The following is a 26,565-nucleotide window of genomic DNA, read 5'->3' as shown; positions in this document are numbered from 1 at the left end:
CACACGTGTACGCAGCGTATCGACTGACCCTGCGTCGTCACCCCAAGCCTGACGTGACCATCGGACGGAACCACCGCACCAGCAGCGGCAGTTTCCGACTTCCAGGGGCACCGGAAGTTGCAGCCCGGCGCCCTGCGGATGAAGACCTGTGGGGAACGAGCGAACGGCCTCGTTCGCGGGGAATCGTCGCGCGATAGTCAGAGCATGACTCTGCCGAAGACAGTCAAGTCGTGGAACGACGTCAGAGCCGGCCGCCGCTCCTTCCTCACTGCCGTGGGAGCCGTCGGCGCCACCGTCGCGACCGGCGTTCCCGCGTACGCGTCGGACCACGCCCGGGACGTCCGCGACGCCGACGGCCACGTGGACGTCCAGTTGCTGAACATCACCGACCTGCACGGGTATCTGGCCGCGGCACCGGGCGGCGACGCCACCATCCACGGCAACGGCGGCCAGACCTACACGGTCGGCGGCGTCGCCTACATGGCCGCCCACCTGAAGCGGATCAGGGACGGCAAGGCGAACTCCCTCTTCTTCAGTCCCGGCGACAACTTCTCCGGGTGGGAGTTCGATGCGGCCGTCTTCGCGGACGAGCCCACGATCGAGGCCTTCAACCTCATGAAGCTCGACTTCTCCACCGCCGGCAACCACGAGTTCGACAAGTCACCGGCCATGATCACGCAGCACATGGAGGAGGGCGTCCCCTTCCCGGTGGTGGGTCGGGACACATCGTTCATCGACTCCACCGGCCGGCGGTTCCGCGGCGCGAACTTCCCCTTCTACACCGGCAACGTGCAATGGCGGGGAGACGGGGCCGACATCCTGCCCGCGTACAACATCAGGCACGTCGACGGTCCCCGGGGGGAGAAGATCCCGGTCGGTTTCATCCACCTGACAGCCATCGGCACGGAGTCCTCCAGCACGGCCTACCTGCCCGCCGTGAAGACACTCGACGAGCTCCAGACCGTCAATCGGCTGGCCGCTCTCCTCAAGAAGCGCGGTGTCAACGCCATCGTGCTCAGCATGCACGACGGCGCGGTCGCGGGCGGCGACTTCAACGGCGGAAACAACCCCTCGGGCCCGGCCTACGACCTCGCCCTCCGCGCCTCGCCCGACATCGACGTCATCGTCACCGGCCATTGGCACACCCGCTTCAACATGATGCTGCCCGACCCGAACGGCGTGCCCCGGCCCTTCGTGGAGGCCGGCTGTCACGGCCAGCTCATCAACGAGATCAACCTGAAGCTGGATCCACGTACCGGCAAGGTGGTCCGAGAGCTGACCGTGTCGACCAACCACCCCAACACGCGGACCGACATCGCCCCGGACCCCGAGATGCAGAAGGTCGTCTCGTACTGGAACGGACAGGCGACCACCCGGGCCAACTCGACGATCGGCCGGCAGCGCGGCTCGTTCCTGCGGGCACGGAACGCCGCAGGGGAGAGCACCATGGGCGACCTGGTCGCCGACTGGGCGCTGTGGGCCGGCAGCCGGCCCACGGACAGGAACTTCAACGGCAACCACCACCCGAACATCCCGGCGCAGCTGGCTCTGGTGGCAATCGCTCCCCGGGTCGGGCAGACAGTGATCGCCGGGGACCTGGTCCATGACCCGGCCACGAACGGGGCGATCCCGTTCGTCCGCGCCTGGCGCGGCGTGGGCTACGGCGACCCGATCGTCAGCGTCTGGGTCACCGGCCAACAGATCCACGACGCCTTGGAGCAACAGTGGACGACGAAGGAGGGCGGGGGAACGCAGTACGCGCCGTTCGCCGTGTCGAAGAACGTGCGCTACAGCTTCAACTCCGGCGCCGCCGTGGGCTACCGCGTCGATCCCCTCGACATCCACATCGACGGCAAGCGCCTTGAGCTCACGAAGCGCTACCGGCTGGCCACCCTGGCCTACACCCTCGTCGGAGCGGACGGATACCCGGCGCTGACGGACTTCGAAGAGCCGTTCACCCACCAGCGCGACTTCGAGAGCTTCGTGGCGTTCGTGAGGCAGGCGGGCACCCTCACTCCCGCGCCGACCGACCGTGTGTCCGTGTTGTCGTACGGCGCGCTGCGATCAGAACTCGGGGAGATCGTGGACCCGGTGGCGCCACTACTCTCCGACGGCACGCCGATGTCCCGGCCCCAGGCGGCGATCGTGACCGCGGCCAGGTCGAAAGACATCCCGTACCCTCCCTGCTGACGGGCAGCACGGACACGTACGCGCGAGACGCCGGCCCATCCGCCGGATGACGGCACTCCCCCGCCCCTCGACCCCCGGCATCGACGCTCCACGCCCCAACGGGCAATCCGCCCGGCCGCGTTCGCGGTCATGGGCGACGCGAAGGTCCCCCATCCCACCGCCGACAACGTGACCGGGCCCGGCGGCCCGGGCAGTTGTCGGCCGAGGGTCAGGCCTCCGCGGCGCGGTCGAGCCAGCCGCGGATGGCGGCCTGGGCGCCCGCCTGGAAGCGGGTGCCCGCGTCGAGGTCGTCGAGCATGCCGCTGATGCGGCGGCGCGCGGTGTGTACGTGAACGCCCAACCGGCGGGCGATGGCTTCGTCCTTCAGGCCCGAGGCGAGCAGACTCAGCAGTTCCCGCTGGGGCGCGGTCAGATGGCTGTCGGGGTTGCCGACCGGTGTGGCACGGTCCCACAGGGTTTCGAAGAGCGGCAGGACGGCTCTGCGCAGCAGGGCTCCACCCGGTACGAGTGCCCCTTCCGCGCCGTCGCCGGCAGTGGACGGCGGCAGCAGGCAACTGTGGCGGTCGACGACGATCAGCCTCGTGGGGAGGCGGGCGCCCACCCTGGCCTGAAGGCCGCGTTCGGTCAGTGCGCCCAGGGTCTGTGGCCGGCCCGGATGCTTCATCCACTCGCGGTCCAAGATGGTCCGTACGATCACACCCCGGTCGAGCAGGTCCCCGATGGCGGGCCCGAGCGCCTCGCCGTCCGGCGCCGGATCGGGTAATCCTCTGGTGCCCGGGGGTCTGTCGAGGATCAGCACCTCGCTCTGGGCGGCGGCGAGCATGTGCCGCACGCGCGTCGTGATGTCCTCGGCGCCCGACAGGATCTCGGGCGCGCCCGAGCGCCCCGCCCCGAGGACGGCGTGTGGGCGCTCGGCCAGTCCGTCGGCGTAGGTACACAGGCGCTCCAGTTCAGCGGACTCCTGGCGAAGCAGTGCCTGGCGGCGTCGGACCAGCAGCCGAAGGGTGGTGGCCGGTGAGGTGGCCGACTCCGGGGACTCTCCCGGCAGCGGCGTGGTGACGCCCCGTCCGGTCGGGCGGGCCGGCGTCCTGTCAGGTCCCGGATCGCCCACGCCGGTCAGGGCGTCGAGATGAGCGGCATCGCCGGCACCGGCCACGAGGAGCGCCTTGTGGGCGTCCTCCTCGGGCCATCCGAGGCCCGGGTTGTACGGGTCGGTATCGATCATGTCGGGGATTCTGGCGTCTTCACAGAGTGCCCACAAGTGTGCGTGGCCACTTCTGAGGGGCGTCGGAGGCTGTGCAAAGGCTGTGGAGCGGGCTTGCATGACCGTGACGTAACGCATCGATCCAAGCACCCACCGTTGAGGAGACGTCTTGCGCAAGCCCGCCACACGTTCATCGGCACCGGCCGCAGTCGCGGACAGAGGATGGCGCGTATCGCTCCGTTCCGGCACCGGAATCGCGGCTCTGCTGGCCGCCGCGTTGACACTGACGGTGTCACCCGCGCAGGCCACGGACCCCACTGACGGAGGGTCAGGCATTCTCTCGGGACGGGACACCGCCACCCCCGTCCTGGTCGAGGGCATACGTGAACCCGTGGACGCCAAGGCGGCTCCCGCCGACGCGGCGCGTCAGCACCTCGCCTCGAAGAAGAGCCGCTACAAGATCCCGCAGGCGGTCAGTGACCTGACTCCCGTCTCGACGGTGAACAGCGGCGCGGACGAGACGGTCCGCCTGCAGCAGAAGCACCACGGCGTGCAGGTCCTCGGCGGCCAGTACGTGGTGCGGATGCAGAAGCAGGACGGCAAGCGGGTGGTCACCGGCACGTCCGGGCACTACTTCACGGGCCTCACCGCCGACGTCACCCCGCAGGTCGGCCAAGAGCTCGCCGTCCAACGAGCGGTGGCCGCCACCATCCACCAGCTGGGCGGGGCCGTGCTCGGCAAGAGCCAGGCACCGAAGGGCGCCGGCCACGGCGCCGCCCAGGCTCCGCTGACCGGTGAGGCCAAGGGGCTCGTCGTCCTCCCCAAGGGAGACGGTGTTCTCGCCTACCGCGTCACCGTGCGGGGCAGCGCGCCCGGCACCGGGGAGCCGGTGGTGCGCGAGGTGTACGTCGATGCCAAGTCGGGTTATCCGGCACTCCAGTACAGCGCCCTGAAGACGATGACGGCGCCGGACGCGGTGAGTGCCAAGGACACGAAGGACGCCCCGGCCGCGGACGGCCCGACGGGTGACGCGTCCGGTCTGTTCCCCGAGGCGGGATCGGGCACCCGGCTGAACGGCGCCAAGGCCCCGCTGTCCATCGCCTACGACCAGCCCGCGGGATCCTTCGTGATGGCCGATGCCGTCCGCATGCGGGGCACGTCCAAGAACCTGCTGGCGACCTGGGACGCCCGCGGCCGGTCGGTCTCGGAAGCCTCCGGCAAGTGGCCCAGCAACCTCAAGATGTTCTCCTCGCCCACCGCCGAGTTCGACGCCACGGCGACGGACTCCGGGGCCGTCGACGCCCATTGGAACGCCGGACAGGTCTACGACTACTACAAGAACGCCCACGGGCGTGACGGCCTCGACGGCAGCGGCATGACCGTCAACTCGCTGGTCGGTGTGACGTACTACGGCATGCCGTACGTCAACGCCTTCTGGGACGGCGCCAAGATGGTGTACGGGAACGGCGACAAGGAGTACAAGCCGCTCTCCGCCGACACCGACGTGGTGGGCCACGAGATGACCCACGGCGTCATCGAGCACACGGCGAACCTCGTCTACGCCGGTCAGTCCGGTGCCCTGAACGAGGCCCTCGCGGACTACTTCGGCAACGCGATCGACGTCACCGCCAACGGGATCCCGATGACCGACCCCACCGCGGGCCTGATCGGGGAGAACCTGTGCCGCACGAAGTCGGCCGCCGACTGCGCTCTGCGTGACCTCAACGACGGCGCCACCACGTCGAAGGGCTTCCTGGGTGTTTCCTTCGCCACCGACAACGGAGGCGTGCACCTGAACTCGACGATCTTCTCCGGCGCGCTGTGGGACATGCGCGAGGACCTCGGCGGGACCCTCGCCGACAAGATCGTCTACAAGGCCCTCACCGAGTACATGACTCCGGTCGACGGATTCACCGAGGCCCGCAACGCGGTACTCGCCGCGGCGAAGTCGATGGGCGTCACCGCCGGCCAACAGAACACGGTCAAGCGCGCCTTCAACGCCCACGGCATCGTTCCCGGCTGGGAGCAGGCCCTGGGCGTGGACAGCGACTCCCTGTTCGGCAAGCTCAACACCACCGACAGCGGTGTGGGCGCCGGTGGCGGGTGGTGGACGGTCTCGAAGTCCAACGACGACGGCTCCGAGCCCTACTCCGTCTACGCCGGCCGGATGGACGGCAAGGGTGCGGCGAAGGTGATCAGCCCCAACGACGGGCGCTTCCACACGGCGCCCGCGACCGACGGCAAGACGGCCGTCTGGACGGCCTACGGCACCACTTCCGTCGACATCCTCTCCCGTCCGATCGCGGGCGGCCCGGTCAAGAAGCTCTACAGCTCGACCACGGGCATCTCGGGCCTGCGCATCGACAAGGGCGTGGTCGTCTTCGAGGAGTACGACATCTTCGGCGGCCGGCACGTCGGCTACCAGCGCCCCGCCGACAAGGCGCCCGTCTTCGTGGACGGCCAGGACTGGGACATCATCACCGCCCTGCCGTCCGTCAAGGGTGACAAGCTCGCCTACGCCAAGCTCTACCCGCAGGACGGCACCTACCGCCTCGGGGTGGAGATCCTGGACCTGGCCTCGGGCAAGACCACACCGGCCGAGCAGCTCGACGAGGCCGTGAGCCTGGGCCAGACGGGGGTCAACGGGAACAACGTGTTCTGGCTGAGTGACACCAACGAGGGCGATGACGGGCAGATGACGATCCTGCGCTCGGCGCTGGACGGCACCGGGACCGTCATGGTCAGCAGCGAGCACAAGCCCGGCGCGCTGATCGCCTCCGACCTCACCGTCTCCGAGGAGGCGCTGACGGTCGTCGCCCAGACGCCCGACACGCAGTACCGCAACGAATCGCTGCCCAAGCTGTGGCAGTTGACGACCGACGGGTCCCGCCAGGACCGGGTCTCGTGCAACCGCGGTGAACAGAGCTACCCGGCGGCGGGCACCGGCCGCCAGGTCGCCTGGATCGACGCGACCACCGGCTCCACGGACCTCGTCGTCCGCGACCGGCCGGCCGGTCGCTGCTGACCCGACGCACTCCAAGGAGGCCGGGGGCTCGTGGCACACGCCACGAGCCCCCGGCCTCCTCGCGTCCCGCCCCACGCGAGCGGCTTCTTCTGGCTGGCGCTCGTCGGCTCACCACACGACCGGTGGAACCCCTGGCCGGTCGGCCCGTGGACGGAGCGTCAGCCTTGGTTCCAGGGGGTTGGACGCATGGTGCAGCGGACACAGCGGGGCCGCCACACTGCGGCGGCCCCGCAAGCAATCACCTCGCACGTACCGGCGCCCACAGGCTGACGCTCCATACGTCCCCGTGGCCTACGTGGTAGCCCCGCTCCTCCTCGTCGTCGTCCACGACGACGACGGAGACGTTGGACGCGGCTGCCCGGTATTCGAGGAAGCCGCCCTGGTCGGTCACCTTGAATTCCGGGGCTCCGGGGACACGGGCGAGCGCGTCCCGCACATCCTCCCAGGCTACGTAGCGGGGGAACTCGACGCCCATGGTCCGCGCCCATTCCTCCGCCATGTCGTAGCCGGATGCGAGCCGGTGCAACTCGATCGACCCGCCGGACATCACCCACTCCTCTCCGGGGTTGAAGTAGAACTCGACGAATCCGTAATCGCGGCGAAGTGATGCGCCACCCTCGTCGACGACATCGACGAAGCGGTGTGCGATGGCCCGGTCGACCTCGTCGAGGGTGGAGCCGATGCCGATCCCGTGCAGGCGGCCGCTCGCGATGAAGGAAGCGAGGAATTCGATGCCGGTCACGGCCAGTTCTCCAATTTGTCGATCAGGGCTCGCATCTCGGAGGAGCGGTTCTGCTTGTTGCCCCAGTTGTGGTCGTCCATCTACTTCGTGTTCCTTCCCCTTCTTCAGGGGATGTGGATGTGCGCGCCCTTGGTGGCCCAGTCGGAGGCGACCGGAGAGACACGGATCTTGCAGGGTTTGAGCCCTGGATGAATGGGTCCAAGGGGTGTCGTTGCGATCAGTGATCGTAGGGCAGTGAGTGATCGCTTGACGGGCTGTCCGGTTTGGTCGTTGTGCCAGATCGCCGCTGTGAGTGCGAGGATCCGGCACAAGACCCGGGCTGACACCCCTGCCGGGCTCTCGCCGCCGTGCCGTTCCAGGTTGAGCTGCCCCTTGAAGGTCTGATTGATCGACGCGGCGAAGCCGGCGCCGCTCGGAGGTGTATCCGAGCAGCGCCGACATGACCGCGAGTGTGATCAGCTCGGCGTCACTGAGCGTGGGCGTGATTCCGACGGCAGGCCGCCACGGTGCCGGACACGGCGAAGCCTTCAATTCGTCGTCGATCCGGGCATGGAGTGCCGTTGTGGGGGTGTCCAGGTCGTGAGTCACACATCGACGTTGGACGACCTGGTCTCATGTCCGCGAGTGATCCCTTGGACTCGTTCAGGGATCCGGGGCGGTGCCCACTGCGGTGACCATGCGGCGCGGTCATTTCGCAGGGCCTGGGTGAGCCAGGGGTACACCGGGATCAGGTTCGGTACTACCTGCCAGCCGTTGACGATCCATACCAGCTGCCAGTACCGGTCCACCCTGGGATCGTGCGCCTCTTCGAACTGCTGCGCCATCCAGTCCCGGAATTCCGTGTCAGGGGTGCGCGCGAACACCTCGGCGAAGCGGTGCACGAGGTCGTCGATGACGGGTGCGGCTCTGTCGCTGAGCGGGTCTGTGCCCGACTTCCTGGCTTCGGCCACCTTCTGACGGGTGAACTCCATCAGTTCCTCGCCGGCATCGCGCTCGATGTCGAGCGGGCGCCCGGCGGCCTGGCGTACGGCCGTCCGGCGCATCCGGGCCCGGAAGTCCTCGTCGCCGACCAGCTCGGCGAGTTCCACCCACGCGGCGACCTGCTCGCCGGTCGGATCATCGGGGAGGTCGGGAGTGGCAGCGCGAACCATGGCCACTGCGCCCGGGTCGGCATCCACGGTGCCGAAGGTGCCCTCCATGAAATCGTCGATCAGACGTCGGCGTTCCTCGCCGGACAACTGCGTGAGCCTGTGCATGAGCTCGGTCTCCTCGGGACTGGACCCGCGTCTGGCCACGACTCGCAGAACGCTCCGACGCAGTTGCAGCATTCGGATCTGGACGTCCATGGCGTCGGCGTGCGCCGCGGCGACTTCCGCCACCGAGACCTCGCGGTCCAGTACCCGTTGAATCGTGGTCAGGTCCATGCCCAGCTCGCGCAGTGTGCGGAGGAGTTCCAGACGAAGCAGTGCGTCGAGGTCGTAGAGCCGATAGCCGGCGGGACTACGGGTGGTCGGCGCTACCACCCCCGAATCGGAGTAGAACCGGATGGTCCTCACAGACAAGCCGGTCCGCCGGGAAAGCTCCCCGATCGAGTAGAGGGTCGTAACGTCCATGTCCCCCACTCTGCTGTCTCCAGTCACTGGAGACTCAAGGCGATTCCCCAGCGGGGCCCCGACCGAGACCTCCTCCGAGGTACTGAAGCATGAGGCGCGCGATCTCCGCTGACCGCCAGGATGAACAGGCACGCCTTGCACGCGCGGGGCGAGCGAGGGCAGCGACATGCGACACCACTCGCCGGCGGCCTACGGCCACGAGCCCTTGGACTCGTAGTGGCGGTGGAGGTTGTAGTGGAGTCCCGTCCCGGGGTCGAAGTACCTGGCCCGGGAAACGCAACGGGGTGTACGCCGCGCTCGTGGTCGCCCACGTCGTCGTCCCCCACGGCGTGCTACGGGTCCGCCAGGCGAGGTCCCCCGACTCGTCGACAAGTTCGGTGGGCACACCGACGAGGTCGGAACGTTCATCGTCGCTTCCCGCGCGCCGGCCGGTCCGCGGTGGATGCGGCGATGGCTCGACCATCGCGGCCGGCCTCGCCGGAGACCCACCCCGGGCTCACCGGGGCGGGTCGGCACCGGTCAGGCCGGGCTGACGGGTTGGGGCTCCACGCCGCGGACCGCGCCGAGTTGTGCGTACAGGTCGAGTTGGTCGTCCGTCAGCCAGTACTCGGCGACCCGCCCGTGTTCGATCCTCAGGGTGTCCACGCCGGCGAAGCTGACCGCGGTGCCGGGTGGCGCCGATGCCATCGCCGGGCGGCCCGCCGTCCAGGTTCCGGTGAAGCGGAACCTGGAGACCACGTGGTCCCCGTCGGTGAAGGGGCCCAGCTCGCAGCGGAAGGAGGCCGAGGAGAAGGAGCTGCGGAACAGGCCGATCCAGCGGGCCATCGATTCCGGATCGTTGATGCCCTCCTCAGGGGGCATGCCGAAGGCCGGCAGATGCACGCGCAGCGACGGCGCGATGATGCGTTCGGCTATCGCGAGATCCCCGTTCCACATGGCCAGCCATTGGTCCACCAGCGTCTTGGTGTCGAATGCGTTCATCCCGTCCACCCCTGCCCCTTCTCGTGCGCCGTTTCTTCGCCGGGGTGCCCGCGGACTCGGCGCGGGCACCTCACGCAGGGACAGAGCTCCGCGGGTGCCGTCCGGATACACGGGAGGCGGACGGAGGCGGACGGCGTGCGCTGCGCTACTCCCGGTCCGCGACGGGAGCCATACCGGGCAGCAGGAGGCTCCACAGCTCCGCGATCGATTCGAGGAGCTCCTCCCTCGATGCCGATTCCTCGGCCCGGCATTCCAGCGAGAACAGGAACGCGACGAGGAGGGAGGCGCAGGTCCGCAGCGGAAGGCCGTCCCGTATCTCGCGCCGCTCCGCCGCGCCGCGCAGCAACCGGGAGAGCAGGTCGTGCAGTTCGCGGGAGAGGTACCGTCCGTCGCAGTCCTGGTGGCCTCCCCTCTGCTGCTCGCGCCCGAGGCGCAGGCCGACCCGTACGATCACGTCCTGCCCGAGCCACTCGGCCGTGAGCCCCGGCAGGCGCATAAGCACCTGGACCGGGGACTCGCCCGCCTCCATCAGGTCGGAAGCCTTCGCCGCGAACCGGTCGCCGCACGCTCCGCGCACGGCGTCGGCCAAGTGCTCCTTGGACGGAAAGTGGAAGTAGAGCGCCCCTTTCGACACGCCTGCCGACTTGCTGACGGCCTGCATGCTCGCCGCCCCGAGTCCGTGTTCGTCGAATGCCTCCGCCGCGGCGCGCACAAGGCGCTCCCGGGTCCTGGCGGCTCGTTCCTGCATGATCCCCGCACTTCCTGTCTCCCCCTTCGGCCTTGCGCGCGGCCGGCTTCCGGTCACTTCGCCGACTGCGATCGGAGCTCGGGCCTATGCCGTCCGGGACTCCCTCCGCGTGCCCGGCTCGCGCTGCAGCGAGCGGTCCGACGCGAGTATCGCCCCGTGCAGTGCCTGGATGCGGGGGGACGGTTCGAGGCCCAGCCGGCTGGAGAGCTCGTGTCGCAGTTCGCGGTAGACCTCCAGTGCCTGCACCCGGCGTCCCGCGCGGTACAGGGCCAGCATCAGCTGTGCGTGCAGCGGTTCGTTCGTGCGGTCATGGGCGGCGTGGGCGACCAGTTCGCCCAGGAGTTCGTAGTGGCGTCCGAGCCTGAGTTCGGCGCTGATGCAGCGGTCGAGGGCGGACCTGCGCCGCTCTTCCAGCTCTTTCTTGCGGATCGCCAGGATGGGGCCGGCCGGCAGATCGGCGAGCACGGGCCCGCGCCACAGGACCAGGGCCTGCCGGAATCGGCTCGAGGCGAGCAGGTCATCGCCGATGCTCACCGCGCGATGGCCGCGCTCGGCCAGTCGGCCGAACTCCTCGGAGTCGACCTCCCCCGGCGCGAGGTCGAGCAGGTAGCCCCCGGGGCGGGTGCAGATCACGGACTTGGGGTCGAGCTTCGGTTCTGCGGTCGCGATCAGTTCGCGGAGGTGGCGGACGTAGGTGTGGATGGCCGAACCGGCGGTGCGCGGTGCGTCTCCTGCCCACAGCTCCTGCACGCTCTCGGCCACCGAGACGGGCTGATTGCGGCTCATGGAGAGGAGCGCGAGCAATTTAGCCGGCTTTAAAGCCGTTGGTGTCGCATTTATCCCTGATATGCGCACATCAAATGATCCTAGTACTGAGACGTCCATTCGACTTACCCCCGGATAGTCGTTAGTTACCAGTCACTTCGACCCTAAAAATCCGTCGGTCGGTTTGTCAAACATCAACTCCGGCATGAAACCGTCAACTTGGCGGCGTTCTCGCAGGTGAGAGGGTTACCGAAGGGTAATACCCAAGGCTCGGTCAAGAAATCGGCAGCGCCGGACTCCAGCCCTCGCACAGCGCTGCTGGAGCCCACCCATCGTCACGCTGAAGCCTGTCTCAAGTCCCGCTCCCGAGCGGCTGTTTCAGGCCTCCAGGCGACCTCCGAAGGACTCCGGTGGCGGCTCGAAAGCTCCCTATCGTCCTCACCATCCGGTCCGACCGCATGGCGAAAGGTGAGGCGAGTGCTACTGGCAGACCGAGGAACACCGCGCGGCGGCCCCTGGCGGCCGGCCGTGGACCACGAGATGGACGGCGAGTCCCTGCGCATATGGGAGCGCCCCGCGCTCACTGCCCAGGGACGTCCCGCGCTCGTTCCGCAGGGGCGCACCGTCGTCCTCGTACACGGTTTCGAGGAGAGCTGGGAGGACTGGAGGGTGCTCGCGCAGCACCTGCCGGCCGACACCCGCCTGTTCGCCCTCGACCTGCCGTGGCGGAGCGGTTCGCGTCATCTCTGGGCGGATCGGGGTGCTTCGACCGCTTGGCTGGAACGCGCCCTCGAACTGCTGCCCGTACGGCCCGACGCGGTGGTGGCCCACTCGTTCGGCGCGACCACACAGCTCGAACTGCTCACCCGGCGCACGCCGAGCGCCTCGGTCCCCACGGTGCTGGTGGCGCCCGTCTTCCGGCCCCACGACCAGCCCGTGGACGCCCTGTTCTTCCGCGAGGCGATCGATCGGTTCCGCGGGGTGCTCGCCGACGGCCTGCGCGCCCAACTGGGCCCGCGCGCCGAGAGGATCCCCGCCGACATCGTCGAGGCCATGATCGGCAAGGTCCGCGAGCGTGTGGAACCGCACGGCTTCCTGCAGTTCTACGCCACGCTCGGGCGCGGCCCCGGCCTTCCGCTGCACCGCATCCAGGCTCCCGTACTGCTGGTCAGCGGCACGCACGACCCGTCGGCACCGCCGGCCGCGATCGACGTCCTGATGGCCTCGATACCCGACGTCAGGCTCAACCAGGATCCGGGGCTCACCCACTTCTGCCAGCTGGAGCAGCCGGTACGGGTCGCCGAGCACATCACCGCCTTCCTGGAGGTAACCCCCCTGCACCACTACGACAAGGAGGCGATCAGCGCATGACCGTGCTCGAAGACCGCGTGTACGACGTCGTCATCAGCGGAGCGAGCATCGCCGGCAGTGCCGCCGCGATCCTCCTCGCCCGGCGGGGCGTACGCGTCGCCCTGCTCGAACGCCGTTCGGACCCCGCGGCCCACAAGGTGCTGTGCACCCACTACCTCCAGCCCTGCTCCTACCCGGTACTCGAAGAGCTCGGGCTCGTACCCGCTCTGGAGGCGGCCGGCGCCGTACGCAACGAGGCGCGCTGGTACACCCGCTGGGGCTGGATCGAACCGAAGGCCGCGCCGTCGGGCCCCGAGCTGCCCTACTCGTACAACGTCCGGCGCAGCACCCTCGATCCGCTGATCCGGTCCCACGCCGCCCTGACCCCGGGCGTGGACCTGCTGACCGGCCACACCGTGACGGGTCTGATCCAAGAGGCCGGGCGCACCGCGGGCGCGCGGGTCTCGGGGCCCGACGGTGAGGGCGAACTTCGGGCCCGCCTCGTCGTCGGCGCCGACGGCAAGGACTCCCCGGTCGCCCGGTTCGCCGGGGTCGGGACACGGACGTACGAGAACGAGCGGTTCAGCTACTTCGCGCACTTCCGGAACCTCCCGCTGCGCGACGGGATCACCCACTCCTGGTTCCTGGAGCCGGACGTGGCGTACGCGATGCCGAACGACGACGGAGTCACGGTCGTCGCGGTGATCCCCGGCAAGGACCGGCTCCCGGCCTTCCGGGAGGATCTGGAGGGCGCCTACACCGAGTTCGTCCGTGCTCTGCCCGGCGGGCCCGACATCGACTCCGCCGAACGCATCACCAAGATCACCGGCACCGTCAACTATCCGCTGCACTCGCGACGGCCGGCCGCGCCGGGCGTCGCGCTCATCGGGGACGCCGCCATCACCAGCGACCCTCTCTGGGGCGTCGGCTGCGGCTGGGCCCTGCAGTCCGCCCAGTGGCTGGCCGAGGCGGCCGCCACGGCCGCGACCGGGCGCGGTGACATGGACCAGGCGCTCACGGCCTACGCGCGCCGCCACCGGCGCGGTCTCGGCGGCCACCAGCACCTGGCCGTCGACTACGCCAAGGGCCGGCCCTTCAACCCCTTCGAGCGGCTGATGTTCTCGGCGGCGGCCCGCGACGAAGCCATGGCCCGCCACATGCACCTGTTCGCCTCGCGGCTCATCGGACCACTGCGGTTCCTCAACCCGGTGGCGCTGGCCCAGGCGTCGGTCGTCAACCTGCGCCACCGAGGACCGAGCGCCGCACCCCCCGCGCACCTGCCGCGGCCGACCTCCGTGCCCAGTGCCGCGGGGCTCGCCCCCCACTCGCGTACAGCCACCCTTCCGGCAACCTCCAAGAACGAAAGGCGGACGCCATGAGCGCCGACACCACCATCCTCACCGCCGAGCAGGACAGCCGGCTTCGGGAGATCATCCTCGAGGTCCTGGAGCTGGACGAGGCCGAACTCACCGACACGAGCAGCTTCATCGACGACCACGACGCCGACTCGCTCCTCGCCATCGAGATCCTGGCCCGCATCGAGAAGGACCTGGACGTCACGATCCCCCAGGACGCCCTGATCGAGATGGGCAACCTCGACGGCGTCCGGGCCGTGGTCACCCGCTCCCTGGGGGCCGGTACCGATGCCTGAGCCGGGCACGCGCCGCGTCGTCATCACCGGGCTGGGCGCGGTGAGCAGTGCCGGGATCGGCGTTGCCGACTTCACCGCCTCCATCAAGGCGGGCCGCCGCACCACCTCGCCCATCGCCGGTTTCGACACCACCGGCTTCCCTCATACGCACGCGGGTGAGGTGCACGACTTCGACCCCGCCGCGTGGCTGCGCCGTATCGAACCCGCGCGGTGGGGCCGCAGTGCCCAGTTCGCGGCGTCGGCCGCGCGGCTGGCGGTCGCCGACGCGGATCTGACCGAGTCGGCCCTGGCCGGGGCCCGTTCCGGGTCCGTGATGGGCACCACCAGCGGTGAGTCGGCGGTCATCGAGGAACTCGTGTCCCAGTGGGCGGCGGACGGGCTGAAATCCCTGGACGGCGACCGGGTGGGCGCCGTTCCGGCGGGCCGGATCGCCGCCGCGGTCAACAGCGAGCTCGGGCTGTCGGGGGAGGCGCTCACGCTGGCCACCGCCTGCTCGGCCAGCAACTACGCGCTCGGCTACGCGTACGACATGGTGGCGAGCGGCGAGGCCGACTACATGCTGGCCGGCGGCGCCGACTCGTTGAACCGCTGGGCGCACGCCGGGTTCTACCGCCTGGGCGCCCTCGCCGAGGAGATCTGCCGGCCCTTCGACGCCGACCGCTCGGGCATCCTCACCGCGGAGGGCGGGGTCGCACTGCTCGTGGAGCCGTACGACCGCGCCGTCGCCCGGGGGGCGCGCATCTATGCCGAGGTGCTCGGCTACAGCGTCAACTGCGACGCCAAGCACATGGTGCACCCGGACCCGACCAGCATCGCCGAGTGCATCCGATCGGCGCACCGCAGCGCGGGCGTCACGCCCGAGGACATCGACTACATCTGCGCGCACGGCACCGGGACGCGGACCAACGACGCGACGGAGGTGGCTGCCGCCCGCGAGGTCTTCGGCGACAGGATCCCGCCGATCAGCTCGATCAAGTCGATGATCGGCCACACCATGGGCGCGGCCAGCGGGTTCGGCGCGCTGATCTGCTGCATGGCCCTGTACGAGGGCTTCCTGCCGCCCACGGCCGGTGTCGAGCGGGTCGACCCCGCGCTGGGCCCGGGGGTCGACCCGGTGGCGGGCTCCGCCCGACCGGCCAGTCCGCGGGTCGTGCAGAACCACGGGTTCGCGTTCGGCGGCAACAACGCCATCACCATTCTCGGAAGGGCATCATGAGCACCGCCATCGCCGAAGCGACCGCGGACCGCCCCGCCGTCGCGGTCCTGCCGCTCGCCATCACCGCGGTGGGCGTGGCGACGCCCGCCGGGCTCGGACTCGAGGCCCTGGGGCGGGCCGTGGGGGACGGCATTGCGGGACATGCCGAGGAGGTTCCCGGCGACGAGACCCCGCCGCCGCGGCCGGTGCGGACCGTACCTGATCTGCGGACCGCCGAACTGATCGGCCGCAAGGGCGTGCGTCATTTCGACCGGACCACTCAACTCGGCCTGGTGGCTTGCCGGTTGGCGCTTGATGCGCAGGCGGAGCCGATGGGCGAGCGCACGGGTGTCGTGCTCGGCACCAGCACGGGGAGCATCCGCAGTTCCAGCGAGTACTCGATGGAGACCCTGAGTCAGGAGCGCCCCTACCTGGTGAACCCGAGTCTGTTCCCCAACACCGTGATGAACTGCGCGGCCGGCCAGATCGCCATCCGGCACGGATTGCGCGGGGTGAACGCCACGCTGGCCGGCGGTCATCTGGCCGGGGTCCAGGCACTGCGCTACGCGCGCAACGCGCTGCGCCAGGGGCACGCCGACCGTCTCCTGGTGGGCGGCGTGGAGGAATTCAGCGCGCAGGGCGCGTGGGGCTGGCACCGGTCGGGGGCGCTCGACGCCGAGGCTCCCGTGGGTGAGGGCGCCGCGGTGCTCGTGGTGGAGCCGCAGGCCGCGGCGCTCGCCGCGGGGCGGCCTGCGCTCGCTCGGGTACTGGCGTGCGAGACCGGCTTCGCACCGCGGCACGGCCTCGCCGAGGGTCTGGCGTCGGTGGTCGGCGCGGCGCTGCGGCGCAGCGGCAAGAACCCGGACGAGGTGACCACGGTCTCCTTGGGATGCACCGGCCGGACCGGCCTGGACCGGGTCGAGGAACGCGCGTTGGGGCTGGCCCTGGGCGGAGCACTGCCCGGACAGGTCGTTCGTGTCAAGGAGACGGTCGGCGAGTGCTTCAGCGCCGACGGGGTCCTGCAGATCGCCGCGGTCCTCGGTCTGTGGCAGCGCGAGGGCCGCACGCGCGGCGGCACGGCGGTCGTCACCTCGTTGTCCGGGGACGGCCTGGTGGGCTGCGCCGTCATCGACACGGCCGAACCCCTCGGCTGACCGCACCCGGCCGGGCGCCCGCCACCACCTCGCGCACATTGCCCGCACTCCCCAGGAAGGAACCCATGTCTTCGACGCGAATGCGCCCGGCGGACGCGGCCGCCGGAGCTCTTGGCCCCGGTGAGCTGGTCGCCGCGTGCCTGTCCGGTTCCCAGCAGGCGTGGGCGGCGCTCGTCGAGCGCTACGCCCCGGTGGTGTGGACGGTGGCCCGCTCGCACCGGCTCAGCCCGGCCGACTGTGAGGAGGTCTTCCAACTGACCTGGATGCGGGTGTACCAGAGCCTGCCGAGGATGCACACGCCGGAGCGGTTCCCGGCCTGGCTCACCACCTGCGCGCGCCGGGAGAGCCTCAAGCAGTACGACCGTGCGGGACGGTACGTTCCCGTGGGCGACACGGGCAGCCTGGAACGTCCCGCCACCGCGCACCCCGGGCCGGAGGACGCCCTGCTCAGCCGGGAGCGCAGTGCCGAGGTCCTGTCGGCGCTCGCGGAGCTGCCCGAGCGTGACCGGCAACTCCTGGCCCTCCTGAGCGCGGATCCGGCCCCGGGGTACGACGAGGTCAGCCGTCTGCTCGGGATCGCCCGCGGCTCGGTGGGTCCGCTGCGCGGCCGCGCGCTGCGCCGCCTCGAGGAACAGCTGCGCAAGAGGCACGGCTTCAGCGACGCGTACGAGGCCGCGGTGTGAGGCGAATTCCGGCGTCGGCCCGCACGGCGTGGGTCCGCTCGTCGTCGGCCGGTTCGTCGTCGGCCCGCACGGCGTCGGCCCGCACGGCGTGGGTCCGCTCGTCGTCGGCCGGTTCGTCGGCTTCGGGCGCGGCGAACCTGCGCGGCGCCGGCCACGAGGCGATCTCCGCGACGAGCGCGCGAGGCGGTCGGCCCACCGCGGTGCGCAGTTCGTCCGGCAGCGGGTTCTGGTGCTCGCCCGCGCTCTCGCGCGGCCCCGCACGTCCGCCGGGATCGGTGTCGCGCATCGCGCGCCCCTCTCGTGTTCGGGCCGGCTCGGCGGCCGCGATGATGGACGCCGAGGTCAATCTACGGGTAAGGGTGCGCAGGTGGGCCGGGGAGGTACCGGCCGGCATCGGCAGGGCGCGATCCGACACGGCTGCGGCGGCGGTGAAGCCCTCGGGCACCTCGACGTCCACGAAGTGCCACGCGGGGTCCGCCGACGCGTCCTGCGCGGCTCCGACGCCGTGCGCGAGCCCCGTTCCGATTCCCTTCAGGTAGGCCTCCGTGCGGACCCAGCAGCCCAGGAAGGCGCGGAGCCGGTCGGGCTCGGGCAGGACGTCCAGCCCGCGTCGCTGGGCGGCCGGCAGCCACCCGGCGACGGTACGCGCGGTGCGCGCGGGGACCGCGTCGGATTCCACGTCCACTCCGACGGGGCCCCGCGCGAAGGCGTACAGGACCCCGTCGCCCGCGTGTGCCATCGAGAACTCCAGGCCGTGCCCGCCGGCCGCGTAGGGGCGGCCGTGCGGTCCACCGCACGCGGGGCAGGCCGCCCGGCGCAGCCGGACCTCGGACGGCCGCGTACCCAGGTGGCCGGCGAGCAGTACCCTCAGGCCGGCGTGAGCCATGATCTTGCGGTGCCGGTGCAGTGGCCGGTTCAGCCGCGCGGCGCGTTCCCGCTGTTGCGGGTCGAGGAGCCGCGCGGCCGTCTCCGTGTCCGTACCTGCCGGTGGCACGGTGAGCCACCACAGGTGCAGCTCGCCGGGGCGCACCGCCGGGTACGGAGTGGTCAAAGTGCCACGCCCCCGTCCACCTGGAGGATCTGTCCGGTGATGTAGGACGCCTTGTCGGACAGCAGGAAGCCCGTGAGGTCGGCGACTTCCCGGGCGGTGCCGAAGCGCCGCAGCGGCACCGCGGCGAGGGCTTCCTTGCGTGCCTTGTCGCTGAGGTCGTCCGTCATGTCGGTCTCGATGAAGCCGGGGGCCACGACGTTGACCCGGATGCCGTGCCGGGCGAGCTCCTTGGCGAGGGTGCGGCTGAGGCTGTTCACCCCGCCCTTGGACGCGGCGTAGTTGGCCTGTGTGGCATGCCCGTAGACGCCGGCCACAGACGAGATGTTGACGATCGCCCCCGCACGCCGTTTGAGCATGCCGAAACCGACGGTCCGGCAGAAGTTGAACGTTCCGGTGAGGTTGGTGTCGATCACCGAGGCCCAGTCGTCGACGGGCATCATCACCAGGTGGTTGTCCTTGACGATTCCTGCCGAGTTGACCAGGCCGTACACCGGCCCCAGTTCGCCCTCGGCCCGCTTGACGAAGGTCTCGACGGCCTGGTGGTCCGCCACGTCGCACGGCTCGTGGAAGACGGAGGCGCCCTGTGCGCGGACCGGTTCGGCCGTTTCCCGGGCGGCCGCCGAGGCGGACCTGCCGCAGAAGGCGATGTCGTACCCCTCGCCGGCGAGGTGTACGGCGACGGCGCGGCCGATGCCGCGCGTCCCTCCGCTGACCATGACCAGGCGCCGTGGCGCCTCCTGGTCGCCGTGAGTGGTGGGACGGGTGACGGTGTTCGTCTCGGTCATCGGTTCTCCCAGATGGCGAGGGCGCGGGCCTGGATGTCGGCGGAGAAGTTGTCCTTGAACGCGGTGCTGCGGGCGCGCTTGTCCTCGTCGGGGTGGAGGAGGCAGTCGTAGGCGACCTTCGGGCCGCCTTCGGCGAGCTCGGCGGGCGAGTAGACGACGTGCAGCGGGGTGACCTTCTGGTCCTCGATGAGGATCTGGCCGCGTGTGGGATGGCTGCGCGTGTGGAAGGCCCACATCAGGTCGCGCAGGTCGGTGGGGTCGATGTCGTCGTCGAGGACCATGATCCGGGTGACCCAGTATCCGACCTTGGGGCGCAGTGCCAGATGGGCGATGGCGCGCGTGAGCATGCGGGTGCTGGTGAACGCGGAGCGCTCGCGCCAGTCGCGCGGAACGGTGACCGCCAGCAGGTTGATGGCGGTCTCCGGCACGATCCAGGCGGCGGTGACGGGGAGCCCGGCCGCGCGGAGCTGGTGCAGGGCCTCGGCGGAGTAGGTCGTGCCGACCGCGGTGTGGTCCTCCTCTACGGGCTTCCCGGCCGAGACGACGGGCAGGATCGGGTCGTCGCGGTGGGTGATGGCGCTGATGTGGAAGACCGGCCAGGGGTTCGCCTTGCCGGTGAGGTAGCCCGCGTACTCGCCCATGGGTCCCTCGGGCGCGGTCTCGTCGAGGGAGACGTGGCCTTCGATCACGATTTCCGCGGTGGCGGGTACTTCGAGGTCGACCGTCTTGCAGCGCACGAGTTCCAGGGGCTCGCCGAAGTGGGCGCCGAGGTAACCGGCTTCGTCCGTTCCGGAGGGGAGCCCCATGCCGCAGGCGAAGGGAACGGCCGGTTCGGCGCCCTGGACCAGGGCGAAGGGCATGGGTTCGCCGCGGTCCCGCCACAGTTTGAAGATCTTCCCGACGTCCTGGAGCGGCCGGACCATGCCGGCCATCCGACGGCCGTCGATCATCATGACGCGTGCGATGGACCAGTTGGTCCAACTGCCGTCGGGGGTGCGGACGACGATCGCTCCCCAGGTGTTGATGTAGCGCCCGCCGTCACCGTCGTGGATGAGGGGTACGGGAAAGGAGTCGAGCGTGGCGTCTTCGCCGAGCAGGACGTTCTCCTGGCAGGGGCCCCGGTCGACGACGACCGGCGCGATGGGCTCCCGGCCGCGCGCCGCGGCGAGCTCCTCGACGATGTCCAGCGGGTGGGCGGCGGCGTCGAGGCCGAGCGAGAGGGCGACCCTGGCCCAGGGGGCGCCGGGCGCCGAGCTGAGCGCGGCGGGGGCGCCCAGGACCCGGAAGCCGGGTGCGTATCCCTTGACCGCGGTGAACAGCGGCGCCGGGTCGCGGTTCTCGGCGCTGCGCCGGATGACGGCCCCGATCTCCAGGTGGGTGTCGGCGGGGGTGTGCAGCTCACGCACGTCTCCCAGCTCGGCCAGGGCGGCGAGGTGGTCGCGCAGGCTCGTCAGGTGTTTGGTCATGTGTGCTTCCTCAGACGTGGACGGCGCTCTGCGCGAGCGGTCGCGTGGTGGTCGGCGCGGGGGCGGCGTCCTTGGCCGGTACGGCCGGCTCGCCCCAGCGCGGGAAGGTTTCGGAGTCGATTCCGAACAGGTCCAGGGCCCTGCCGACGGACTGGTCGATGACTTCCTCAAGGCCTTCCGGGCGGGTGTAGAAGGCCGGCACCGGCGGCGCGATGATGCCGCCGTTCTCCGTCACGGTCGTCATGTTGCGCAGGTGGGTGAGGGTCAGCGGGGTCTCCCGGACCATGAGGACGAGCCGGTTGCGCTCCTTGAGGGTGACGTCGGCGGCCCGCGCGAGCAGGGTGTCGCAGGTGCCGACGGCTATCTGCGCGAGACTCTTCACGGAGCAGGGGGCCACGATCATTCCCCGGGTCCGGAAGGATCCGCTGGCGATGGGCGCGCCGACGTCTTCGGGCGAGTAGTGGAAGTCGGCGAGTTCCTGCACCTGAGCGGTGGTCAGGTCGCTCTCGTACGAGAGCGTCAGCCGCGCGGACCGCGACATCACGAGGTGCGTCTCGATGCCGGCCGCTCTGAGGACCTGGAGGGTGCGGATGCCGTAGGCGATGCCGGTGGCTCCGCTGATGCCCACCACCATCCGGTGCGCGCCGCGCGGGTACGACGTGTGGTTCATGTGTGTGCCTTCCTGCCCGCGAGGGCTGCTCGCGGGGTATGCCGACGCGGGCTCGATGCCCGGTGTGCTCACTTCTCGGGAGCCTGGACGACCGCGGTGGACCAGGTGAAGCCGCCGCCCGCTCCGGCGACCACCGCGAACTCCCCGGGCCGGAGCATGCGGTGGCTGACGATGTCCGCCATGTTCGCGAGCATGTCCCCCGCTCCCAGGTGTCCCGTCCTGCCGCCGAGCAGCACGGTCTCGGCCTTGAGCACGCCCGCGAGGGAGCCGTACATCACGTCGACGAGGCGCGGACCCATGCGGGGCATGGTGAACAGCCGGATGCGCGGGTCGTGCGGGTGCAGGCCGGCCTCGTCCAGGGCCTGGTCGAGTGAGGCGCGGACGTGGACGCGCGCCTCCTCGGGGAAGGCGTCCTTGCCCACGGCCTCGTAGAACGCCTTGCGCTCGACGTTCGTCTCCCAGGTCGTGCGGTCCTGCATCGGCAGTTGGGAGAAGGGCCGGTCACCGCGCTCCATGCCTTCGAGCCTGCCGGCCGTCGAGTGGGTCAGGGACAGGAGGTGCAGGTCGTCCGGACCGCCGTCGCGCCGGTGCAGGAGCGCGGCGGTGGCACCGTCGCCGTATCCGATGTCGGAGTGCATGCTCCAGCGGTCCCAGGCCGGGGCGTGGTAACGCTCGCCGGTCGTGACCAGGGCTCCGGAAAGCGAGGGGTCGCCCAGGAGCTGGGTGGCGGCCACCAGCAGCCCCGTCGCGCCGCCGGTGCACAGGGCTTCGATACCGAAGGGCAGCGCTGTCGGCGGGAGGCCGAGTTCGTTCGCCATGTAGTGGGCGTACGACCACTTCTCGTGCCCTTGGTGGAAGACCCGTGCATGGGCGAGGAAGCCGATGCGTGCGGGGTCCCATCCCGCGCGGTCGAGGGCTCTGCGGGCCGCCCGTACCGCCATCTCGGGTGCGGCCAGGTCGGGGGTCACGGGGAGTTCCGTGACACCGAGTTGCCGGGCGCGCTCCGGGGTGAGGCGGCCCGCGGCGACCTGGTCCCTCGTGGTCTGTGTGGTGCTGGGCAGCCAGGTGGTGACCGCCTTCACGCCCAGTCCGCCCTCGAACTTCATTACCGGGTTTCCCTCCGCCTGCCGCTGGTTTACGCCCGTACAGAGCCGGTCGCCGACCGCGTGGATACAGGCGGCGTCGAAGGACTCGCCGGCCGGTGGGGAACACGGCGAAGCCGCCTGGAGTCCGGCGGGGGTTCCGGGCTCCAGGCGGCGGTCGGTGGGCAGCCTCGCGCGGCGCGGGTTCACGCCGCGCCGTGCGGCTTCAGGTGGCGTCCGCCTCGGTTCGCTTGGCGAGCGGCAGGCTGACGAGCAGGGCCAGGATGCCGATCCCGGCCGCGATGAACCAGGCGTGGCGGAAGGCCTCCAGGGTGGCGGCGCCGGGGCCGGGGGTGCCGAGCACGGCGATGAACACCGAGATGCCGATGACGAGTCCGACTTGACGGACCATCATGTTGACGGCGGACCCTGTGGCGAAGGACGCCGGGGGCAGGTCCTTGGTGACCAGGCCGACCAGCGCGGTGGTGCCGAGAATGGTGCCGACCGGGGTCAGCAGGGCGCCGGGCAGCAGCATGGTGACGTAGTCGGGTTCGCTCTGCGCGGCGATGCCCCACCACAGGACACCGGCGGCGAGCAGGGCGCATCCGAGCATGACGACGGTGGCGGCGCCGAGCTTCCTCACGAGCGGGCCGGTGGCCATGGCCATGACCGGCATCAGGAAGGTGCCCGGGGCGAGGGCGAGCCCGGTCTCCAGCGCGGAGTAGCCCCACACGTTCTGACACCAGAGCATGAAGGAGAAGAGCATCGCGCCGAAGCAGGAGTTGAAGACCAGCGCGGTCGTGTTCGCCAGGCTGAAGGACCGCACCCGCAACAGCGAGAACGCGACCACGGGGTTGGGGTGCCGGGCGGAGCGTCGGAAGAACTCGGCGAGGCCGAGGACGGTCAGCGCGAAGCAGCCGAGTACACGTGCGGAGCTCCAGCCCCACTCGGGCGCCTTGATGAGGGCCAGCGAGGCGGCGGCGACCGCGATGACGATGAGGACCGAACCGAGCAGGTCGGGCAGCGGGCCGCGTTCGGGCTGTGCGTCGGCGGGCAGGACCCGTCGGCCGACCAGCAGTGCGGCGATGCCGAAGGGCAGGTTGATGAGGAAGATCCACCGCCAGTCGAGGTTGACCAGGGCGCCGCCGACGATCGGGGCGAGCGCCGCGGCCACACCCCCGACCGCCGTCCAGGCCCGCACGGCGCCGGCGCGCCGCTCCGGCGGATAGGTGGCCAGCAGCAGACCGAGCGAGGTGGGGACCATGGCGGCGGCGCCTAAGGCCTGGAGCACCCGGGCGGCCACCAGCATGGGCACTCCCTGCGACGCGGCGCACAGCGCGGAGGCGAGGGTGAACAGGCCGAGCCCGAGCAGGAATCCGCCCTTGCGGCCGGAACGGTCCGCGAGCCGGCCGGCGGGCACGAGCGCTGCGGCGAAGACGATCGAGTACGCGTTGAGGGTCCAGGACAGGGCCGCCGCGGTCGTGCCGTGGAAGTCCTCCTCCAGGGCCGGGAACGCGACGTTGACGATCATCATGTCGAGGCTCGACATGACGAAGCCGGCGCACACGACGAGGAAGACGAGTTTGCGGTGGCGCCGGGCCTCCGCTGACTCGGGTGGCGGCGCCACGGTCTTCGTGGGGACCGCGTCCCCTGCGGTCTGAGTCATCTCTTCGTTCTTCCCTTCGCTGGGCGGGCTACGTGCTGCAAGGTAGCAGTGACTAACTACTCAGTCAACGGGCCGCCTTCCCACCACGGGTCACATTTACGCCCGTCGCGTGGTTTCATGTGGCCATGGAACGAATGACGGGCGGCGAGCGCCGCAAACAAATTCTGCAAATCGCCTCCGAGGAATTCTCACATGGGGGCTATTACGGAACTTCAGTGGAAACGATCGCCCGGAAGGCAGGAATCAGCCAGCCCTACGTTTTTCGTATCTTCGATACGAAAAAAGGGCTCTTCATTTCTGTCGTCGAAAACTCATTCAACCTGGTCGTGGCGTCCTTCGACCAGTCAGCCGACGGCCTGACCGGCGTAGATGCCCTCGTCGCGATGGGTGACCGATACCGCTCCCTGGTGCGCGACCGGCTCTTTCTGCTGATCCAGCTGCATGGTTTCGCCGCATCCGACGACCCGGACATCCGCGCGGCCGTCCAAAACGGATTCGGGCGCATGTGGAATGCCATCCAGAAGAACTCAGGAGCCGATGACGTCACCGTCAAGCGGTTCCTTGCCCTGGGTATGATGCTGAATGACATGGCTGCCATGGATCTGTGGAACTTGGACGAGCCCTGGGCCAAGGCGTGCGTCGCCTCGCTCCCCGTGGAGAGCTGGGCGGGCTGACGCGATCCGCGCCACCCGCCCCCCCGGGGGGCGGTCGTCGGCCGCCCCCCGGTATGAGAGGGCGGCCGACGACCGCCCCCTGCTTCACACGGCGGACGGCGGCCGCTCGTCGGTCTCCGCTCCCTGCGTCCAGGCTTCCACGATCCAGCCGTCGACGATGCGCAGGATGTCGACGCCGACCCAGGTGATCCGCTTGCCGGGCACGTCGGACGGCCACCCGGTCCGCCCCAGGCAGGTGGCGGTGCCGAACCAGCGGCACACCGCGAGTTCACCGTCGACCACCGGCCCCAGGTCCGTCTCGTAGCGCAGTCCCTCGAACTTGCCCGTGAAGCCGGCGACCCAGTCGGCCATCGCGCCCGGGTCCCGAATCGTGTCCGGGTCGATCGTCGCCCCGGTGGTGGGCAGATGAAGCCGGTACTCCGCACCGATGATCTTGTGTGCGGCGCCCGGATCCTCGTTCCACATCTCCAGCCAGCCGTCCCACAGTTCAGCCGCCGTACGCGTCCTCGACACCATGACTTTTGCCCTTCTCGCTCGATGGCTCTCCGCCGGGGCTCGGACGGAGCCCCCTCTCACAGAGCCCCGGGCAGCCGTCCCGCGTACACCCGAAGCCGGTGTATCTGCGGCCCCGCCCCGCCGGTCTGTCGGAATGCGACGACCCAGGAAGGGCCGGCGCGGCGATGGGCGAAGCCCAGGACAGGAGAACCCGCGATGCGTTTCAGCGACGGCCTGACGGTGGAGGCGGCCGCGACCTGGCTGCCCGACACCACCCAGAGCGCGTACGCCCTGGTGGCCGACGGTGTCCTCGACCCGGACGGCCCGGAAGCGGCCGGAGTGGTCGAAGTACCGGTCTCGTACGACAAGTCGGCGCCCGACATGGCCGTATCGGCCGGGCTCAAGGCCCTGGCCCTGGCAGGGGTCGAGGCCGGCGACATCGGCCTGCTGCTGCACAACTGGATCTGGCACCAGGGCCACGACTTCTGGTCCCCGGCCCACTACGTGGCCGACCGCGTGGGAGCCTCGGCGGCCATCCCCTTCGGCATCCAGCAGATGTGCCACGCCGGAGCGATGGCCCTGCACACCGCCGCCGCCCACCTCACCGCTGATCCTTCGCTCAGCACTGCCCTGATCACCACCGCGGACCGGTTCGACCCCGCCGGTTTCGACCGCTGGCTCGGCGACTACCAGGTCGCCTACGGGGACGGCGGCACCGCCGCCGTTCTCGGACGGTCCGGGCGCGGGCTGCGCCTGGTGGCCCACGCCGTGCTGGCCGCCCCCGAGATGGAGTCCATGTACCGCGGCGCGGACGCGTTCAGTCCCGCGCCGCTCGCGCACGGCCGGCCCGTCGACATCCGCCGGACCAAACGGGCGTTCCTGGAGGCGGGCGGCATGGCCCGGTTCGCCAAGACCGGCCCGGAAGCCGTGCGCACGGTAGTGCTGCAAGCCCTGTCCGAAGCGGGTCTGCCCCCGGACGACCCGCGTATCCGGTGCGTCGCCCTGCCCCGGCTCGGCCCCAAGGTCCTCGAGCTGATGTACCTCCCGGCCATCCGGGAGCTGTTGGCGGTGGAGCCACTACGCCTCGGCGCACGAACCGGGCACCTGGGCTGCGGCGACCTGTTCGCCAACCTCGCGGACCTCGGCGCGCGGGACCGGCTGGCGCCGGACGAGTACGCCCTCGTCCTCACGGGCGGCGGCGGCTTCACCTGGTCGTGTCTCGTGGTCCAGCAGCTCGCGGACGGATGGGGGGACGGACGATGAGGAACCGGATCAGCGAGCTGCACTCCCTGCGTGACGTGGCCCGCCGCGGGCCGAGCGACCGCGCCACCGAGGCGCAGCATGCCAAGGGCAAGCTGACCGCGCGTGAGCGGAT

General features: G+C 70.4%; 23 protein-coding genes and 2 pseudogenes. 10 read left to right on the top strand and 15 right to left on the bottom strand.

The features are described 5' to 3' along the window. Positions 1 to 204: 204 nt before the first annotated feature. Positions 205 to 2,190: a bifunctional metallophosphatase/5'-nucleotidase gene (locus ADK55_RS20895; protein ID WP_053680907.1), complete on the top strand. Its 1,986-nt coding sequence runs from the start codon at positions 205 to 207 to the stop codon at positions 2,188 to 2,190. 208 nt (positions 2,191 to 2,398) lie between these two features. Here ADK55_RS20895 and ADK55_RS20890 read toward each other — a convergent pair whose 3' ends face one another. Continuing rightward, entirely contained in the window at positions 2,399 to 3,415 is a 1,017-nt protein-coding gene (locus ADK55_RS20890) for a helix-turn-helix domain-containing protein (protein WP_053680905.1), read from the bottom strand. A gap of 370 nt (positions 3,416 to 3,785) precedes the next feature. On the opposite strand from ADK55_RS20890, the gene ADK55_RS20885 reads away from it, so the two are divergent. Further along, positions 3,786 to 6,419: a M4 family metallopeptidase gene (locus ADK55_RS20885; RefSeq protein WP_234350174.1), complete on the top strand. Its 2,634-nt coding sequence runs from the start codon at positions 3,786 to 3,788 to the stop codon at positions 6,417 to 6,419. Between the two features lie 238 nt (positions 6,420 to 6,657). Here the strand turns inward: ADK55_RS20885 and ADK55_RS20880 are convergent, their stop codons facing one another. The 7 genes and pseudogenes from ADK55_RS20880 to ADK55_RS20860 all read right to left on the bottom strand — a co-directional run bounded on the left by ADK55_RS20880 (position 6,658) and on the right by ADK55_RS20860 (position 11,289). Further along, a complete protein-coding gene (locus tag ADK55_RS20880; RefSeq protein WP_053680902.1) occupies positions 6,658 to 7,161 on the bottom strand; it encodes a hypothetical protein in 504 nt (167 codons plus the stop codon). A 217-nt stretch (positions 7,162 to 7,378) separates the two neighbouring features. Then, positions 7,379 to 7,553 (bottom strand): annotated as a pseudogene (locus tag ADK55_RS41015) (IS982 family transposase); the annotation flags it as partial. Positions 7,554 to 7,745: 192 nt separating this feature from the next. Next, the gene (locus tag ADK55_RS20875; RefSeq protein WP_234350173.1) at positions 7,746 to 8,774 is read right to left on the bottom strand and encodes a MerR family transcriptional regulator; all 1,029 of its coding nucleotides are present in this window, start codon (positions 8,772 to 8,774) and stop codon (positions 7,746 to 7,748) included. Positions 8,775 to 8,984: 210 nt separating this feature from the next. Then, positions 8,985 to 9,174 (bottom strand): annotated as a pseudogene (locus ADK55_RS41010) (RHS repeat-associated core domain-containing protein); the annotation flags it as partial. A gap of 119 nt (positions 9,175 to 9,293) precedes the next feature. Continuing rightward, positions 9,294 to 9,755, bottom strand: a complete 462-nt coding sequence (locus tag ADK55_RS20870) for an ester cyclase (protein ID WP_063839584.1) — start codon at positions 9,753 to 9,755, stop codon at positions 9,294 to 9,296. Between the two features lie 145 nt (positions 9,756 to 9,900). Beyond that, a complete protein-coding gene (locus ADK55_RS20865; protein ID WP_053680898.1) occupies positions 9,901 to 10,503 on the bottom strand; it encodes a ScbR family autoregulator-binding transcription factor in 603 nt (200 codons plus the stop codon). 84 nt (positions 10,504 to 10,587) lie between these two features. After that, positions 10,588 to 11,289: an AfsR/SARP family transcriptional regulator gene (locus ADK55_RS20860; RefSeq protein ID WP_234350172.1), complete on the bottom strand. Its 702-nt coding sequence runs from the start codon at positions 11,287 to 11,289 to the stop codon at positions 10,588 to 10,590. 456 nt (positions 11,290 to 11,745) lie between these two features. Between ADK55_RS20860 and ADK55_RS20855 the strand changes: the two genes are divergently transcribed. The 6 genes from ADK55_RS20855 (at position 11,746) to ADK55_RS20830 (ending at position 17,301) form a co-directional block, all read left to right on the top strand. Further along, the gene (locus tag ADK55_RS20855) at positions 11,746 to 12,639 is read left to right on the top strand and encodes an alpha/beta fold hydrolase (RefSeq protein WP_159041499.1); all 894 of its coding nucleotides are present in this window, start codon (positions 11,746 to 11,748) and stop codon (positions 12,637 to 12,639) included. Further along, complete coding sequence (locus ADK55_RS20850; RefSeq protein ID WP_078999209.1) at positions 12,636 to 13,997, top strand: NAD(P)/FAD-dependent oxidoreductase; 1,362 nt, start codon at positions 12,636 to 12,638, stop codon at positions 13,995 to 13,997. The genes ADK55_RS20855 and ADK55_RS20850 overlap by 4 nt, the downstream gene beginning before the upstream one ends. Beyond that, positions 13,994 to 14,269 (top strand): acyl carrier protein, encoded by a 276-nt coding sequence (locus ADK55_RS20845; protein WP_053680892.1) that lies wholly within the window; start codon positions 13,994 to 13,996, stop codon positions 14,267 to 14,269. The genes ADK55_RS20850 and ADK55_RS20845 overlap by 4 nt, the downstream gene beginning before the upstream one ends. Further along, positions 14,262 to 15,485 carry a beta-ketoacyl-[acyl-carrier-protein] synthase family protein gene (locus ADK55_RS20840; protein WP_053680890.1) on the top strand — a complete coding sequence of 408 codons (1,224 nt, stop codon included), beginning with the start codon at positions 14,262 to 14,264 and terminating at the stop codon, positions 15,483 to 15,485. The genes ADK55_RS20845 and ADK55_RS20840 overlap by 8 nt, the downstream gene beginning before the upstream one ends. After that, entirely contained in the window at positions 15,482 to 16,618 is a 1,137-nt protein-coding gene (locus tag ADK55_RS20835; protein WP_053680888.1) for a beta-ketoacyl synthase N-terminal-like domain-containing protein, read from the top strand. The genes ADK55_RS20840 and ADK55_RS20835 overlap by 4 nt, the downstream gene beginning before the upstream one ends. Positions 16,619 to 16,683: 65 nt before the next feature. Further along, entirely contained in the window at positions 16,684 to 17,301 is a 618-nt protein-coding gene (locus tag ADK55_RS20830) for an RNA polymerase sigma factor (protein ID WP_053680886.1), read from the top strand. Here ADK55_RS20830 and ADK55_RS20825 read toward each other — a convergent pair. The 6 genes from ADK55_RS20825 to ADK55_RS20800 all read right to left on the bottom strand — a co-directional run bounded on the left by ADK55_RS20825 (position 17,273) and on the right by ADK55_RS20800 (position 24,021). Continuing rightward, a complete protein-coding gene (locus tag ADK55_RS20825; RefSeq protein WP_053680884.1) occupies positions 17,273 to 18,352 on the bottom strand; it encodes a 4'-phosphopantetheinyl transferase family protein in 1,080 nt (359 codons plus the stop codon). The two genes, ADK55_RS20830 and ADK55_RS20825, sit on opposite strands and share 29 nt — an antisense overlap. Further along, on the bottom strand, positions 18,349 to 19,137 hold the full coding sequence (fabG, locus tag ADK55_RS20820) for a 3-oxoacyl-ACP reductase FabG (RefSeq protein WP_199826589.1): 789 nt from the start codon (positions 19,135 to 19,137) through the stop codon (positions 18,349 to 18,351). Before fabG ends, ADK55_RS20825 begins: the two co-directional genes overlap by 4 nt. Beyond that, positions 19,134 to 20,603: a UbiD family decarboxylase gene (locus ADK55_RS20815; protein ID WP_053680882.1), complete on the bottom strand. Its 1,470-nt coding sequence runs from the start codon at positions 20,601 to 20,603 to the stop codon at positions 19,134 to 19,136. The genes fabG and ADK55_RS20815 overlap by 4 nt, the downstream gene beginning before the upstream one ends. Positions 20,604 to 20,613: 10 nt before the next feature. Next, entirely contained in the window at positions 20,614 to 21,273 is a 660-nt protein-coding gene (locus ADK55_RS20810; protein WP_053680881.1) for a UbiX family flavin prenyltransferase, read from the bottom strand. Between the two features lie 68 nt (positions 21,274 to 21,341). Continuing rightward, on the bottom strand, positions 21,342 to 22,379 hold the full coding sequence (locus tag ADK55_RS20805; protein ID WP_053680879.1) for a 3-oxoacyl-[acyl-carrier-protein] synthase III C-terminal domain-containing protein: 1,038 nt from the start codon (positions 22,377 to 22,379) through the stop codon (positions 21,342 to 21,344). A 202-nt stretch (positions 22,380 to 22,581) separates the two neighbouring features. Beyond that, positions 22,582 to 24,021: an MFS transporter gene (locus tag ADK55_RS20800; protein WP_078999207.1), complete on the bottom strand. Its 1,440-nt coding sequence runs from the start codon at positions 24,019 to 24,021 to the stop codon at positions 22,582 to 22,584. Positions 24,022 to 24,146: 125 nt separating this feature from the next. Between ADK55_RS20800 and ADK55_RS36600 the strand changes: the two genes are divergently transcribed. Further along, positions 24,147 to 24,695 carry a TetR/AcrR family transcriptional regulator gene (locus ADK55_RS36600; RefSeq protein WP_199826588.1) on the top strand — a complete coding sequence of 183 codons (549 nt, stop codon included), beginning with the start codon at positions 24,147 to 24,149 and terminating at the stop codon, positions 24,693 to 24,695. Positions 24,696 to 24,779: 84 nt separating this feature from the next. On the opposite strand, the gene ADK55_RS20790 is transcribed toward ADK55_RS36600, so the two are convergent. Next, positions 24,780 to 25,211: a nuclear transport factor 2 family protein gene (locus ADK55_RS20790; RefSeq protein ID WP_053680876.1), complete on the bottom strand. Its 432-nt coding sequence runs from the start codon at positions 25,209 to 25,211 to the stop codon at positions 24,780 to 24,782. A 195-nt stretch (positions 25,212 to 25,406) separates the two neighbouring features. Here ADK55_RS20790 and ADK55_RS20785 point away from each other — a divergent pair, with 195 nt between their 5' ends. Further along, on the top strand, positions 25,407 to 26,453 hold the full coding sequence (locus ADK55_RS20785; RefSeq protein WP_053680874.1) for a ketoacyl-ACP synthase III family protein: 1,047 nt from the start codon (positions 25,407 to 25,409) through the stop codon (positions 26,451 to 26,453). Positions 26,454 to 26,565: the final 112 nt, after the last annotated feature.

Source organism: Streptomyces sp. WM4235 (assembly GCF_001279725.1).
In the GTDB taxonomy this organism is placed as follows: domain Bacteria; phylum Actinomycetota; class Actinomycetes; order Streptomycetales; family Streptomycetaceae; genus Streptomyces.
Note: the sequence above shows the minus strand (reverse complement) of the source record. Positions and strands in the feature narration are given on the sequence as shown.

Bases quoted from the DNA above. Each gene is read 5' to 3' on its own strand.
- ADK55_RS20895 (WP_053680907.1), top strand. From the start codon at position 205: ATGACTCTGCCGAAGACAGTCAAGTCGTGGAACGACGTCAGAGCCGGC.
- ADK55_RS20890 (WP_053680905.1), bottom strand. From the start codon at position 3,415: ATGATCGATACCGACCCGTACAACCCGGGCCTCGGATGGCCCGAGGAG.
- ADK55_RS20875 (WP_234350173.1), bottom strand. From the start codon at position 8,774: ATGGACGTTACGACCCTCTACTCGATCGGGGAGCTTTCCCGGCGGACC.
- ADK55_RS20870 (WP_063839584.1), bottom strand. From the start codon at position 9,755: ATGAACGCATTCGACACCAAGACGCTGGTGGACCAATGGCTGGCCATG.
- ADK55_RS20865 (WP_053680898.1), bottom strand. From the start codon at position 10,503: ATGCAGGAACGAGCCGCCAGGACCCGGGAGCGCCTTGTGCGCGCCGCG.
- ADK55_RS20860 (WP_234350172.1), bottom strand. From the start codon at position 11,289: ATGAGCCGCAATCAGCCCGTCTCGGTGGCCGAGAGCGTGCAGGAGCTG.
- ADK55_RS20850 (WP_078999209.1), top strand. From the start codon at position 12,636: ATGACCGTGCTCGAAGACCGCGTGTACGACGTCGTCATCAGCGGAGCG.
- ADK55_RS20845 (WP_053680892.1), top strand. From the start codon at position 13,994: ATGAGCGCCGACACCACCATCCTCACCGCCGAGCAGGACAGCCGGCTT.
- ADK55_RS20840 (WP_053680890.1), top strand. From the start codon at position 14,262: ATGCCTGAGCCGGGCACGCGCCGCGTCGTCATCACCGGGCTGGGCGCG.
- ADK55_RS20835 (WP_053680888.1), top strand. From the start codon at position 15,482: ATGAGCACCGCCATCGCCGAAGCGACCGCGGACCGCCCCGCCGTCGCG.
- ADK55_RS20830 (WP_053680886.1), top strand. From the start codon at position 16,684: ATGTCTTCGACGCGAATGCGCCCGGCGGACGCGGCCGCCGGAGCTCTT.
- fabG (WP_199826589.1), bottom strand. From the start codon at position 19,137: ATGACCGAGACGAACACCGTCACCCGTCCCACCACTCACGGCGACCAG.
- ADK55_RS20815 (WP_053680882.1), bottom strand. From the start codon at position 20,603: ATGACCAAACACCTGACGAGCCTGCGCGACCACCTCGCCGCCCTGGCC.
- ADK55_RS20810 (WP_053680881.1), bottom strand. From the start codon at position 21,273: ATGAACCACACGTCGTACCCGCGCGGCGCGCACCGGATGGTGGTGGGC.
- ADK55_RS20805 (WP_053680879.1), bottom strand. From the start codon at position 22,379: ATGAAGTTCGAGGGCGGACTGGGCGTGAAGGCGGTCACCACCTGGCTG.
- ADK55_RS20800 (WP_078999207.1), bottom strand. From the start codon at position 24,021: ATGACTCAGACCGCAGGGGACGCGGTCCCCACGAAGACCGTGGCGCCG.
- ADK55_RS36600 (WP_199826588.1), top strand. From the start codon at position 24,147: ATGGAACGAATGACGGGCGGCGAGCGCCGCAAACAAATTCTGCAAATC.
- ADK55_RS20790 (WP_053680876.1), bottom strand. From the start codon at position 25,211: ATGGTGTCGAGGACGCGTACGGCGGCTGAACTGTGGGACGGCTGGCTG.
- ADK55_RS20785 (WP_053680874.1), top strand. From the start codon at position 25,407: ATGCGTTTCAGCGACGGCCTGACGGTGGAGGCGGCCGCGACCTGGCTG.